The 12989-nt window shown below is 59.4% G+C and carries 12 protein-coding genes and 2 pseudogenes; 5 read left to right on the top strand and 9 right to left on the bottom strand.

The features are described 5' to 3' along the window. Window positions 1-16 precede the first annotated feature (16 nt). Window positions 17-859 (top strand): ATP-dependent DNA ligase, encoded by an 843-nt coding sequence (locus NMG70_RS00665; RefSeq protein WP_436798322.1) that lies wholly within the window; start codon window positions 17-19, stop codon window positions 857-859. Between the two features lie 58 nt (window positions 860-917). Continuing rightward, a complete protein-coding gene (locus tag NMG70_RS00660) occupies window positions 918-1148 on the top strand; it encodes a hypothetical protein (protein ID WP_254022757.1) in 231 nt (76 codons plus the stop codon). A 767-nt stretch (window positions 1149-1915) separates the two neighbouring features. On the opposite strand, the gene NMG70_RS00655 is transcribed toward NMG70_RS00660, so the two are convergent. Further along, window positions 1916-2191 carry a DUF5334 family protein gene (locus NMG70_RS00655; RefSeq protein ID WP_254022756.1) on the bottom strand — a complete coding sequence of 92 codons (276 nt, stop codon included), beginning with the start codon at window positions 2189-2191 and terminating at the stop codon, window positions 1916-1918. 11 nt (window positions 2192-2202) lie between these two features. Then, on the bottom strand, window positions 2203-2334 hold the full coding sequence (locus tag NMG70_RS32780; protein ID WP_367185466.1) for a YHYH domain-containing protein: 132 nt from the start codon (window positions 2332-2334) through the stop codon (window positions 2203-2205). 241 nt (window positions 2335-2575) lie between these two features. Between NMG70_RS32780 and NMG70_RS00650 the strand changes: the two genes are divergently transcribed. Continuing rightward, window positions 2576-3331: a hypothetical protein gene (locus NMG70_RS00650; protein WP_254022755.1), complete on the top strand. Its 756-nt coding sequence runs from the start codon at window positions 2576-2578 to the stop codon at window positions 3329-3331. On the opposite strand, the gene NMG70_RS00645 is transcribed toward NMG70_RS00650, so the two are convergent. From NMG70_RS00645 to NMG70_RS00635, 3 genes are all read right to left on the bottom strand, one after another. Then, window positions 3328-3918 carry a hypothetical protein gene (locus NMG70_RS00645; RefSeq protein ID WP_254022754.1) on the bottom strand — a complete coding sequence of 197 codons (591 nt, stop codon included), beginning with the start codon at window positions 3916-3918 and terminating at the stop codon, window positions 3328-3330. The genes NMG70_RS00650 and NMG70_RS00645 overlap by 4 nt on opposite strands. Window positions 3919-3988: 70 nt before the next feature. Further along, window positions 3989-5899, bottom strand: coding sequence for a competence protein CoiA family protein (locus NMG70_RS00640; RefSeq protein ID WP_254022753.1), 1911 nt, complete (start codon window positions 5897-5899; stop codon window positions 3989-3991). 27 nt (window positions 5900-5926) lie between these two features. Beyond that, window positions 5927-6601, bottom strand: coding sequence for a hypothetical protein (locus NMG70_RS00635; RefSeq protein WP_254022752.1), 675 nt, complete (start codon window positions 6599-6601; stop codon window positions 5927-5929). 74 nt (window positions 6602-6675) lie between these two features. Here NMG70_RS00635 and NMG70_RS00630 point away from each other — a divergent pair. Further along, window positions 6676-7061, top strand: a pseudogene (locus tag NMG70_RS00630) (transposase); the annotation flags it as partial. Between the two features lie 19 nt (window positions 7062-7080). Here the strand turns inward: NMG70_RS00630 and NMG70_RS32585 are convergent. Together NMG70_RS32585 and NMG70_RS00625 are read right to left on the bottom strand one after the other, a co-directional pair. After that, window positions 7081-7214 (bottom strand): annotated as a pseudogene (locus tag NMG70_RS32585) (EamA family transporter); the annotation flags it as partial. 54 nt (window positions 7215-7268) lie between these two features. Continuing rightward, window positions 7269-9515 (bottom strand): heavy metal translocating P-type ATPase, encoded by a 2247-nt coding sequence (locus tag NMG70_RS00625; protein WP_254022751.1) that lies wholly within the window; start codon window positions 9513-9515, stop codon window positions 7269-7271. Between the two features lie 70 nt (window positions 9516-9585). Here NMG70_RS00625 and NMG70_RS00620 point away from each other — a divergent pair, with 70 nt between their 5' ends. Further along, window positions 9586-10008 (top strand): MerR family transcriptional regulator, encoded by a 423-nt coding sequence (locus NMG70_RS00620; protein ID WP_077379107.1) that lies wholly within the window; start codon window positions 9586-9588, stop codon window positions 10006-10008. A 523-nt stretch (window positions 10009-10531) separates the two neighbouring features. Here the strand turns inward: NMG70_RS00620 and NMG70_RS00615 are convergent. Both NMG70_RS00615 and NMG70_RS00610 read right to left on the bottom strand, forming a co-directional pair. Continuing rightward, entirely contained in the window at window positions 10532-11647 is a 1116-nt protein-coding gene (locus NMG70_RS00615; RefSeq protein WP_254022750.1) for a Fic family protein, read from the bottom strand. 293 nt (window positions 11648-11940) lie between these two features. Next, the gene (locus NMG70_RS00610; protein WP_077378876.1) at window positions 11941-12969 is read right to left on the bottom strand and encodes an LLM class flavin-dependent oxidoreductase; all 1029 of its coding nucleotides are present in this window, start codon (window positions 12967-12969) and stop codon (window positions 11941-11943) included. Between the last annotated feature and the right edge of the window lie 20 nt (window positions 12970-12989).

The following is a 12989-nucleotide window of genomic DNA, read 5'->3' as shown; positions in this document are numbered from 1 at the left end:
CGAGTTCATTCCGCCGATGATGCCTACCTTGGTAGCAAAGCCGCCCCAAGGCGATGACTGGATGCATGAAGCCAAATTCGACGGCTATCGCTCCCAGATCATCGTCGACGCCGGCGGTGCACGGATTTTCACCCGCCGCGGACTCGACTGGACCTCCAAATACCGCGATCTGGTCGAGGCAGCCAAAGGTCTCAACGTACAGAACGCCATCGTCGACGGCGAAGTCGTCGTCTTGAATGAGGCTGGCCTTTCGGATTTTGCCGCGCTGCGCAAGGCCATCACGCGGCGCCAGCACGACCTCTATTTCGTCGCCTTCGATCTCCTGCATCTCAACGGCCACGACTTGCGCGACATGGCGCTTGAGGATCGGCGGGAAATCTTGGCCGGCCTTATTGGGTCTGACAGCCGCATCCAGTTCAGCGAGACGATGCCGGGCGAGGCTAATGCGATTTATCATCTGATCGACGCGGCCGGCCTGGAGGGGATGGTATCAAAGCGTCGAGACAGCAAATATCGCAGCGGCCCTACTACCAATTGGCTGAAGACAAAATCTTTCACGGAAAGCGAGTTTGAACTTCTCGGAGTTGAACGCGAGAGGGGCAAGCCGGCGTTTGCTCTGATGGCTGAGCCTGGAACCCGGAAATATGTCGGCAGTGCGTTCGCGAGCGTCAATCGCGAGATGCGTGAGCGGCTGTGGAAGCGCGTCCAGGAACATGCCGGGCCACCGCTCAAGGACATGCCAAAGCGGCCGGCTACGCAGTGGGTCAAGCCGGGCATCAAGGCCCGCGTGAAGCATCTAAAGGGCGAGGAAGACCTTCGGCACGCATCGCTGCAGGATTTTTGGGATGAAGGAATTTAATGCGCTCCGCCGGAGCGCCTAGCGCGAGGCAAGGGACGGGCGCTAGAAGGGAGGCCCTATGAAACGCAAGCCCAGTAAATCCGGATTCAACAAACTTCTCGACGTCGACACCACACTCCTATCAGCCGAGCCTTTGATCGGAATCCTCGAACTGGAGACCGACACCGGCACGATCGAGCTGGCTATGAATAGGACCTTGGCCGAGCAACTTCTATTTGCCATCGTTGAATTTCTCCAGGCAGGCAAGGGAGATGATGCCCCAACATTTGCGGTCGAGCGTTCGCAATAGGTCGCCTGCCTAGGCAGGGGGCAGCGCCGGCCCTGTCGAGTGCCACTGCACCCAGGGCGCGGGCCTCCCGGTCACTTCCTTCACTGTCTGGAGCAGCGTCTGGTTCAGCGCCACCAATGCCCTGCGATGATCGCAGCTTCTGAAAGTTGCTTGGGGTGTTTGGTGCCTGACCATGTTGGCTCTCCCTTTGAGTGGATCGCCTCAACCATCCTAGGGGAACATATTCCTACGCGCACAGCAAGGTGTGACGTGGAATTTTCCCAAGGCTAGTTCTCTGCCTCAAGCGATTTTCGCGCCAACTGCCATTCATCCCACACATTCTCAGGATCAATGTCGTCGTAACCCCGAGCTTCTATGACTGCCCGATAGGCATGCGCGGGCATCGCGATGGACGGAGCCTGATCTCTGATTTGTAGGACTTCTCTTTCCGTTAGGGGCACACCCTTTTCCCGTTCCGCAGGTAGAAGAGTCGCTACCAATGCCGGGACCGGGACAATGAATAATTTTCGGCCAAATCAGTCATCTGCTGTCGCTCCCGTCGCGCCACGGCCGGGGCTTTAAGTCTTCCCTGCGGCCGATCATCACGAACCTAGACGGGCCGGCCGCTTCTCATCATGGCACGGGCCTTCTTCCATGATTCCAGGCGTCATGACGACTAGCTCGCCGGTGATTGCCGGCGGTGCTTCTATACATCGTTGAACCGATGGCCGGCAACAACTGGCAAGAAGATGTCGCGGCCGCTGCGCCAGCGCAGTTGATGAGCGAGATCAGTCGTCTTCCATTTCAAGAGTCCGATACTCGCCGCTTTCGTTGTCGTAGACCTCGACTTCAACTGTCGATCCGTGTCGCCGGATACTTTCGACGGTTACGTCTCGATATTCGCCAGCACCACTATCAAATATTTCGATGTCCCTGCCCGTCCTGACAAGATTACCCTTGCCAATCTCAACAGACTCGCCAGTCGTCGTATCCGTCCCATCCCAAGCATATGCATCGGACGCGCCCAAAACGAGTCCGATTGCGAGCGCAAAACATTTGATCATAGTAAGCCGCCCTAATGGCAGTGATATTGGCCAGTTTTATGATTCGTGTGGCAGCCGTTTGAGTCTGTTCCGCCGCCATGGCTGAACGCCGGGGCAACGCTATAGGCGCCAAAAAGAACACTAAGAAAAATCAGATATTTCATTCCGCCCTCCCAAGTAGATGGCTATTCGGCGCTCAATCATGGCGAGAGTCAAGGGAACACGGAAAGGCGGTCTGTGTGGCGGGCTCGTCGACGATCATAAGGGCGCTTTGCCGGCGGGAGCACGTCTTGGTTCTTCTAGATGTTGGCTCCATTTGCCGCGCGACCCTATAAGTCCTACGTTTGCCGCAGGAACCGGTCCGCCGTTAGAGGGCTGATCGACAAGCCGCAAGGTGCTGCAGAGATGACCACGTTACCTAAGCGGCTCGGATATATGGCGGCCGACGACGCAAACAACTTCGTCGGTTCCATCGTGACATTGATAGAGGATCTTCCCTTCCTGGACGAACTGGAAGGAATGTTCGACGACTTCCAAAATCGCAACCGGGTGATGGGGGAGGGAGAGATGAAATATTACGCTTTGTGTCACTTGGCGCGGGTTGCGACGCTGAAAGCCTGCACCGCGAGCATGCGCCAACATACTAGCGACGGGTTTTCCTCGAGCCGTCAAGCGACGGATGCAGCATTCTACGCCGTTATGATGTCAATAGGCAGGATGACGGAAGACCAATATTTGAACGACTTCAAACACCGCAACACCCTGCAGGGTAAGATTCGAAAGGAGATTGAAAAGAGCGGCTTACCCGCCGACATCCCCCCGATTGTAGTGGCGCTGCAGACTGTTTTCTACAGCCACAGCAAGCATGCTCATGCCGATCCAATGGCCCTGGCAAATCGCGTAATCCAACACCCGGGCGGAAAGGTTAGCTTGAGCTTTTATCAGGCGATAGAAGATGACGCTGACTTTAGGTACTTTTTCCTTGGGATGCTCTGGGTGGGCGGCATGTGCCTCAAGGCGTTCGTTGACATACAACAGTCCGTGTTCGGCGAGGACGTAACGTCATTTGATGCCAGGATTACAGCCTTCAAGGCGAAGATGATTGCCCAGAGACAAGCAATAGGCGTTTTTCCAGACAAGGGCGTAGAGTACGGTTTCTAATGGCGCCTTTGCATGATCGCGTCCATCATCTCATCGCCACCGAAATACTGCTCCCACGAACCCGTGCCCTTTGGCGGGCGAACGACGCGCTTTCCCGCCTCGTCGAGCTGCGAAAGCCCTTCGTTCAGCCAGTCGAGCGCCGTTTGAACGTCGTTGTTTTCGCCGAGTGCGCCGGTAATCGTGTGGACCGCTCCCGGCGTCAAGGCGATGGCCTGCGCGTCACCGATCGGCCCGACATGCGCCTGTTTGGTGTTCGTGACCCATTTCCGGAACGCTGGTGACGTAACGAGTTGCGCCAGCCCGCGCGAGATCACGGCGGCCTGCATGGCAGTCGCTGGCCGCGATAGAATGCCGGTGATCGCGGCGCCCGCGGCGAGGCCGCCGATCGCCGACATCGTAGCATCGCGCTCCTGGCGCTTGGCGGTGATCAGCGCAAGATCGCGAAGCGCCTGGCGGTTCTCAGGAGAGACGAGCGCGTTGATACGCTCGGCCTGCTCGCGGCCCACGGAGTCCTTGCCGGCGCCGAGTATGGCAGCGATGCTCTGGCTGTCGGCCGGATTGGCTTCTCCAGACACGAGGCGACGCACGCTGCCTATAGCCGATAAGTAGTAAGATTGATGTCTGCTTGTCTAAAAACTGGCTCACCGCCCCCGAATCTCAGAACGGGCTTCCGAACTCGTTCTCCCATTGCGTCAGTCTTGCACAGGCCTTCTGAAACGTCGTTTCGTCTTTGACGTATTGCAGTGGGGCTCCGATATCGTCTTCACGTGCTTTCAGAAACGCCATCGCGTCCGCGGGGGAAAGTCGCGCTTCTGCCAGCTCGCGGATCTTGTCCTGATATTCCGCTTTCTCGGCCGCAGCCTCGGCCTCCCTACGGCGCTGCCCAACAAAGACCGACAGAGCCTCCCGCGCGCGAGTCAATCCAGACTCGCTGTCTTCCGCCAGTTCCACGGGCGTCATATCGTTCATGTCCGCTCGTTTGGTGTGCAGAAACGCGCTTCGATCCTCGCCGTTCAATTCCGTTTCTGCATCGACGCATAAACGGTCACGCCGCGAGTGACGAAGGCGACCTGCCTCCAGCAGCTGCCGTTGGCGGCGTACTTCGGCCTGTTCTTCCATTTTGGCTTTGCGGCGGGAAATCGCATTGCCGATAGGCAGCCCTGCGGTCCGATAGGAAAGAGGACCGTTCCCTTCCAGCATCTGCACAATGGTTGCGATTTCGCTGATGATCTTGGGAGCCTCGACCTCCGAGCGCAGTGCCTTGTCATAGGTCAAACCGGATTCCTGGTGGATCGATTGCAGCCACTGGTCGACCGTTGTGCCGGCGCGTTCGTCTTCTGGAAGCTTGCCAAGTATCCACCCTACCCGCTGCACGGTCTCCTGAATCAAAGCGGTTCTTTGGTTTGCAGCCAGGGTCCTCACGTTCCATGGTTTAGCGAACGCCGGGGCGAGTATGACACCGAAGCCTTGCGGGATAAGGACACCCTCACCGAGCAAATATTTCAGATAATTGTCGACCGCTTTCCACGCCGGGGCGAAGCGGGCATCGATCGCGGTGACATCGTCTGCCACCTCGCCAGACACACGCAGAAAGGCGTTTTGGATCAGCCGGCGTTTTTCCAAATGGTTGACGATCGGCACGGCTTTGCACTGGGCGTTGCCGAGGCAGCGATCATGAAAGACCTCGGCCAGGATGATGGCTTGCCATACCGCCGGCGGTTCGGAAAAACAGGCGAAGCCCGGGACGTCGCGACCGACAAACTTTGCAAGACCGATCGCTTGAAGCTCGACCTCGCGTGGGACGACGAAGTCTCGGCCGACCCGGTTCGCCAATGCCTGTCTGTATGCTGCCGCTGTTTGCTCGACCCGGCTTCGGTATTTGGCCGTCGCGGCAGCCTCGCGCCTGCCCCGTTCTTGCTGCCATTTGAGCTCATCTGCGTCTTGCTTGGCCCGCGCAGCTTCGATGCCTGGATGATAAAGCCACCGACGAGTTGCGGTTTTCAGCACCGCCTCGTTGATGGCATCCCTTAGCGAGTCACGCGGAAGCTTGGACAGATCGATTTCGACGGCGGGGATCTTGTGTTCCCTGAGGCGCTGGATTTTGGCGCTGTCCGCGAAATGGGAGACGGCGACCTCGACGAACAGGTCATAGCCGAGTGCGCGAACATAGAGGTCGGGAATGATGATCTTGGAATCGTTGTACTCGAGCCGAAGAAATTCGGTTTCGACCTCCAGGCTGGGCTTCATCACCACGCGTTTGTTGTCGAGCCCAAGCCGCTCTGGCAGGATCAGCTTCGGATTGCTGCGAAACGCTTCCTTTGCCAGCAAATGCAAAACCGTCTCCGGACCGCCTCCACAGGCCTCAACATCGTGGTGGGCGAAATGCGCCACCCGGTGATCCTCCTTCAGCCGGGCCACCAGTTGCCCATTGCAGGCCGGGCAGACGCAGCCGCAAGCCAGCCCGCGCGCGACCTCGCCTATATGAGCGAATGTCCCGTCGGGGCGTCTTCCGTAGACGAGTTGCGCTCGATCGGTGCCGTAGGACTTCTGCGCTTGCTCGTGATCCATGCTTGCGACCTGGGAGCGTTCATTCGGTCAAATGGGTTCAAGTTCCGCCAGGAATTCCGGCATGGCTTCGGATATTCGATTGTACGCAAGTTCGAACAAGCCGAGCGAGCCAAGCAGCGCATTGGCGATCATGTCGACGGTGCTCTTTGTATCCCTCAATCCGCGTCCGAAATCTGTCAAATACCGTGGGGGGTCGGGCTTAGAATATAGTCCGGCGACGCCGGACCAATTCGGATGTGCGATTTCACTCAGGCTCTCGTAGCTGGCACGCACCCCGGGTACGGCTTTGTCCATGCGGTCGATACAGCTCAGGATTTGCATGGCCTGTGGCCCATCCGGCCATTTACGTGAGCCCAAGAGCAGCCGTATCAGCAGATCGTTCAGGTCTTGCGGTGAATGGGTATGCCGCGCATCGACAATCTCCCAGAGTTTCCACACCAGGGCAGCATTCTCGGTGAGCGCTCGGGTCAAAAGGGCGGCAACGCTCAGGTCCTCGCGTCCAAGAGCATCGCATGCATTGCGCGCCAGCTCTTCGCTCCGCCAGATCAGCGCTTCGCGTGCGCACAGCAATTGGAATGGCGCTTTGGACCAAACCCCTAAAGCGGCAGCGTCGATACGAGCCGGCAGATTTTCGCGCAGCCTGTTTGCAAACTCGCGCGCTTCGACAAGCTCTGCAGAGATCATGTTTGGAGCGCCCTTCATTCTTCCTGCCCCATCTTATCTGAGTCCCGCCGATCGGCGAACTCCGGCCAAAGATCGGCCAAGTATCTCGCAATCTGAAAGCCCAGTTCCTCGACTTAGAGAACGCCATCCGGCACTCGCTGAAGTCGTTCGGCACCCGCTTGGGCAAGGTCGGACGCGGGGCATTCGAGCGGGCGGTGCGCCAAGCGGTGGCGGACGATCCGCTGCCGAGCGAACTGTTGGACGCGATGCTGGCGGTGCGCGACGCGGTAGAAACAGTATTGCCGGCTGCACGATCTCGTCGTGAAAATTGTCGGGCGTAGTGAGCCGTGCCGGCGCTTCATGGCTATCCCAGGTGTCGGTCCGGTGACGGCGCTTTGGATCATGACTGCGATCGATGATCCGACGCGCTTCCGCCGCTCGCGTGACGTCGCGGCCTACTTCGCTGACGTCGCGGCGCTGGCAGTCGGGGATGGCCATGAAGCGCCGGCACGGCTCGCTGCGAGATGCAGCAAGAGACCTACCCCCATCAGCACGCCGGCAGCACCAGCCGGGCAGTCAGCGGCTCACCCCAAAGGGCAATCGCCAGAAATGCCCCGATAAACGGCGCGAGCGAATAATAAGCGCCGCTTCGATGCGAATGGTTGTTGCTCATCGAGCCGTCCCAAACGACATAGAAGGCGGCAATCTACACCCCACCTTTCCAGCGCAACAGCCGCATGGCGTTGGCTGTCACCAGCACCGTCGCGCCTGTGTCGGCGAGAATGGCGGGCCACAGGCCGGTGATGCCGACTACGGTCGTCACCAGGAACACCGCCTTCAGCCCCAACGCCATGGTGATGTTCTGCTTGATGTTGGCCATGGTCGCCTGAGACAGTTTTATCATCGCCGCGACATCGCCGACGCGGCCATGCAGCACCGCCGCATCTGCCGTCTCCAGGGCGACATCGGTGCCGCCGCCCATGGCAATGCCGATGTCGGCCGCGGCGAGCGCCGGCGCATCGTTGATGCCGTCGCCGACCTTAGCGACCGTCAGCCCCTGCCCTTTCAACTCGCCGACAATGCGCTGCTTGTCTTCGGGCAGCAGTTCCGAGCGCACCTCGATATCGAGGTGCTTGCCGATTGCTGCCGCCGTGCGCTGGTTGTCGCCAGTCAGCATGACAGTCCTGATGCCAACATCGGTCAGCGCCTTGAGGCCGGCCTGCGCGTCCGGCCGAGGCTCGTCGCGAATGGCGATGAAACCGGCCAGCACATCGTTGATCAGCAGCACCGACACCGACTTGCCCTGGTCGTTGAGGTCGGCGATGCGGGCCACCTGCTCGGCCGGCAGCGCGACCTTCTCGCCTCCAGCGATCGGCGAGCCCAGGAAGACGTTCTTACCGCCAATGCGACCGACGACGCCCTTGCCGCCGAGCGCCTTGGCCTCTGCCGCCGGGGGCACCGGCACGCGTTGGGCCTTGGCCTTTCGCAGGATCGCCAGAGCCAGCGGATGGCTCGATCCGGTTTCGAGTGCAGCGGCCAGCGATAGCACCTCTTTTTCGCTGATCCCGATGGCCACGACATCCGTCACCACGGGCTTGCCTTCAGTCAGCGTCCCGGTCTTGTCCAAAGCAACGGCGGTGATCTTGCCCAAGCCTTCCAGCACCGCACCGCCTTTCATTAAAAGACCACGCCTGGCGCCGGCCGAGAGCGAGGCGGCGATTGCCGCCGGCACCGATATGACGAGCGCGCAGGGGCAGCCGATGAGCAGCAGCGCCAGGCCTTTGTAGATCCATTCGTTCCAGTCGCCGCCGAAGGCCAGCGGCGGGACGACGGCCACCAGAGCCCCCACGGCGACGACGGCGGGCGTATACCAGCGTGAGAAACGGTCGATGAAGCGTTCCGTCGGCGCCTTGCTTTCCTGGGCCTCCTCGACCAGCTTGACGATGCGGGCGATGGTGTTGTCGGACGCCGCAGCCGTGACGGTGATGCGCAACACGCCGTCGCCATTGATGGTGCCGGCGAATACGTCCGCTTCGACGCCCTTGCGCACCGGCACGCTTTCCCCCGACACCGGCGATTCATCGATGGCGCTTTCGCCCTCGATGATCTTGCCGTCGGCTGGAATGCGATCGCCCGGTCGCACCAGAATGACGGCGCCAACCCCAAGGGCTTCGGCCGGAACTTCGCGCGTAGCGCCATTCTCCTCCAGGAATGCCGTCTTGGGCACCAGCGTGGTCAGCGCCTGGATGCTGGAGCGCGCCTTGCCGGCGGCCACGCCTTCCAGCAACTCGCCGACGAGGAACAGGAAGACCACGGTGGCGGCTTCCTCGCCGGCACCGATGATGACGGCGCCGATCGCCGCGATGGTCATCAGCATTTCGATGGTGAAGGGAATGCCGGCGAGCGCGGCCATCACAGCTCGCCGTGCAATCGGCACCAGTCCGATCAGCATGGCAGCAATGAAAAGCCAGACGCCGGTGGCCGGCCAGACATAGTGAATCGCAAAAGCTGCGGCCAATGCGGCGCCGCTGGCGATGCTCAGCCGGCCTTTGACGCTGTTCCACCACGGCCCCGTGGCCGGCGTGTGGTCGTGGCCATGCAAGCCCTCCACGTCGTCGTGGTCATCTTTGGCTGTGCCGGCATGTTCGCGGCCAGTATGGTCGTGGCCAGCGTGGTCATGGCCGCCTTTGGTGCCGTGCCCGGCCGGCTTGGCATTCTGTCCGGCTTCGCTCGTGAGCTGAGCCACAGAATAGCCGAGGCCCGTCACCTTCTTCTCGATCGCGGCGAGGTCGCTTTCGGCAGCGTGCCTGACGGTCATGGTGCCGGCAGTGACCGAGACGTTCACATCCTGGACGCCATGCATGCGCCGCACCGCGCTATCGATTTTCGTCGCGCAGCCGGCACAATCCATGCCTTCGACGCGATAACGGGTTTGTGCGGCGGTTGCAGCCATCGTCTCACTCCTTGAACCATTCCAGCGGCACGCTACATTCTCTAGCGACTAGAGGAGCAAGCGAAAAATCATGCGCAGTGTCCCGATTGGCGAAGCGGCACGACAGAGCGGCGTGAAAGTGCCGACCATCCGCTACTATGAACATATCGGCCTGCTGCCCGCGCCGAAGCGCAGCGAGGGCAATCGACGGCACTATGAGACGAGCGATTTGCGCCGGCTGGCGTTTATTCGCCATTCACGCGAGTTGGGGTTCGACATCGAAGCCATCCGCACCCTGCTGACGTTGCAGGATAATCCCAGCCAGCCCTGCGCCACGGCCGACACCATAGCCCAGGCGCGGCTGGCCGACGTCGTTCAGCGGATACGCAGCCTCACGGCATTGAAGGCCGAACTGGAACTCATGGTCGAAGGCTGCCGGCACGGGAAGGTCGGCGAATGCCGGGTGATTGAGGTGCTGGCCGATCACAGCCAATGCGAACACGCCCGGCACTGACTGGACCCGATCTCGAACGATCTAATCATTCGTGAGCCGGCCTTTCCGCCATCATCCAGGTCATGAGGCGCGACTGCACGGCGAGGTGATGATTTTGACCACGGCTAAGCCACCGAGCTGAAGTGCGGCTTGCACTTCGGCAATTGTCCGGAACGGTAGCGGCGGCCGTCTATTCCTTTGCATCGGCGCGTCACAAGGACGTGATTTGCTTGCCCATGTAACAAACCAGATGGGCCAGACCGAAGGTGATTTTGAGATAGGCGAAGCGGCACCGCCGATGCGTTGGCCGTTATCGCTTCGGTCGCCCGAAGTGCCATGAAGATTGCCGAAACTTGAAGATGAAAACGCGCTGGCACCGCAACCGTCGCCCTGAAATTCTCAGCGAAATGCAGACGGACCCGTTTAAGTCGGACTTGGTGCGCTCAGGCTTTGCCCAGCGCGATCCTGAATTCATAGACCTTTTTGCTCAAAACTTCGCACGTGTCGCTGCGCGAGTAAGGTGGCAATAAATCTGTGCTGCGGTTTACCTGAGGTCATCCAGAATGTTCAGGGCGTAACGTGTGTGTCGCCGTTCGCCAGTTCTTATCATCGCGCCCTTGGAAACGAGGTCTTGCAGATCTCTTGTCGCCGTCGCGCGCGATGCTTGAGTGATGGCGATATAACTCTCGGCGCTGAGCCCTCCTTTGAACCCGTCGATGCCTTCGCGGAACATTCGGGCGATGACCTTTTCCTGCCGCTCGTTGAACTGGTTTCGGTAACGTTCGTAAAACTTGGCTTTAGCTACAGAGAATTCGACGCGGACCAGCGTTAGGCGTTGCGCTTCAAGGATCGTGTTGGCAAAGTAGAGCAGCCAATTTGTTACCGCGTTGCTCTTATTGCTGGCCTGCAGGTTGTCGTAGTAGGCCTTACGGTGGCGTTCGATCGTGTATGCCAAGGCGATGAGACTTGGTTCACCCAGGCTTTGAGCAAGCGCCTTTTCGCAGAGGGCACGGCCTATGCGACCGTTGCCATCCTCAAATGGGTGGATGCTCTCGAAATAAAGGTGCGCGATACCGGCTCGCGTCAACGCCGGGAGCGGCGTCTTACCTTTAGGCGCGGTATCGTTGAACCAAGCGGTGAAAGCATCCATTTCGGATTTTACCCGCGTCGAGGGAGGTGCCTCGAAATGCACTTTGGGCTTATCCAGCCGATTGGAAACAATCTGCATGACGTCGGCATGCTGGCGATAATTGCCAATGGTCTCAATACGCCGTTCCCCTGACATCACCATCTTGTGCCAAGCGTAGAGAGTGCGATGCGAGAGGACATGGCCAAAATGTAAATACACGTCGGCCATCATTTCCGCGATGCCGCGCTCGGCAGGAGGAATGCGCCTGGTCTCGCTGCCCAGTCCAAGTTGCTGGCGCAGGGATGATTGCAGACTCTCGCGGTTGAGGTATTCCCCCTCGATCGCGGATGTCTTCAAGGCCTCCTCGCTAATAAGATCGATGCGTATCTGGTCGCGATCGTCAGAACCGACGTGCCGAAAGACACCCAGGAACTCACCCGATCGCAGCAGGAATTCCCTTTCCAGCGGTTCCAATCCTTCCTTATCGTAGGTAAAATGCGGCCAGTCAGCCTGCTCCCAATTCCATGCCATGAGTTATAGCGCACCTTTCTATAACTCATAGTGCCTTAAATAATGAGCTATAGCAATCTTCTCTATGCCTCAGAAACCGGAGCTTTGGCCTGGTACGCACAAGTTCGCCCTCTCTTGCGAAACGACATCGGGGCGATTTCTTAATCGGCAGGCCGTTCAAATATCTAGGGCCTCCACAAGCGTGCGCGCCCTCCACCCACACACCAAGCACTATATCGGCATCATGCGCGGGACCGGGAAGGTGATGGTGCGCCGGAGAAATTCAACTCCGAACGCGGAACGCGCATTGCACGTCAGGTAACTCGAGCCATGATTTCAGATTGGATCGTCCTTGCGGTGTATAGCGAAGCGTCTAAGGACAGATTCCCAAATGCAAGTTGGCAAAGTAGATAATTAGCACCGGCCTCTTCGAGCTGATCAAGAAGAGCTTGTCGCGCAGAAGATGCCGTTCCCACCACGCACAATTCGCTCTCGATTGCTGCATCCAAGCTCAGCGGCAGATTTGGGGGCGTCTGGAGCGCATTGAGGTCGTAGAGGAACCTGAAGCTCTTAAGCCATCGTTCGTAAGCGGGTGCCGCGAGCGCATATGCATCTGTTTCCGATCGCGCGATCACGACCATGCGGAGCATTCCAAGAAATGGCCCTCGCTCGTCCGCGTCGGCACTGCGCTCCCGGCAGGCTCGGAATGCATCCGTAATTCTTCGAACCGAAGAGGCAGGTCCTAGGCATGCGATGTTGGCGCCACTTGCAGCGGCCCAGCTGGCCGACTCGGGTCTATTGGTGGCGATCCATGTCGGTGGATGGGGGCGCTGATGAGATCTCAGCGTCAAAGGGACGTCATTCAGCTCAAAATGGCGGCCGCGATAGGACAGCGTGTCGCCCTTCATCGCCTTGATAAGGATTTCGCTGGCTTCCGCATAGTGACCTGGCGCCGCCTCCGCAGCAATCCCGAAGTAACCCAGTTCGACTGGAAGAGAGCCGCGCCCTATACCCAGTTCGACCCTGCCACCACTCAACTGGTCCAGCATGCAGATCTCCTCGAACGCACGCAGTGGATGATAAAGGGCAAGGAGCATTACCATCGGGCCGACGCGAAGGTGCCGGGTGCGCTGGACGACGCTGGATAAGAACAGATTCGGCGATGGGCCCCTCCCGTGCGGAGTGCAGTGGTGCTCTGCCAGATGATATGCATAGAAGCCAAGCTGATCGCACGCCTCTGCTAAACTCAGGCGATCGGCGTATTGCCGGGCAATCTCGCAGCCGTCCTCGTCCAGATGGTCGAATATGCCGATGGTCAGGCCCCGGGGGAAGGCATTCTTCACGAATTTTCTCCAACTCTTTG

The organism is Mesorhizobium ventifaucium, from assembly GCF_935822925.1.
Classification (GTDB): Bacteria; Pseudomonadota; Alphaproteobacteria; order Rhizobiales; family Rhizobiaceae; genus Mesorhizobium; species Mesorhizobium ventifaucium.
This window is presented reverse-complemented; position numbering and strand designations above follow the sequence as displayed.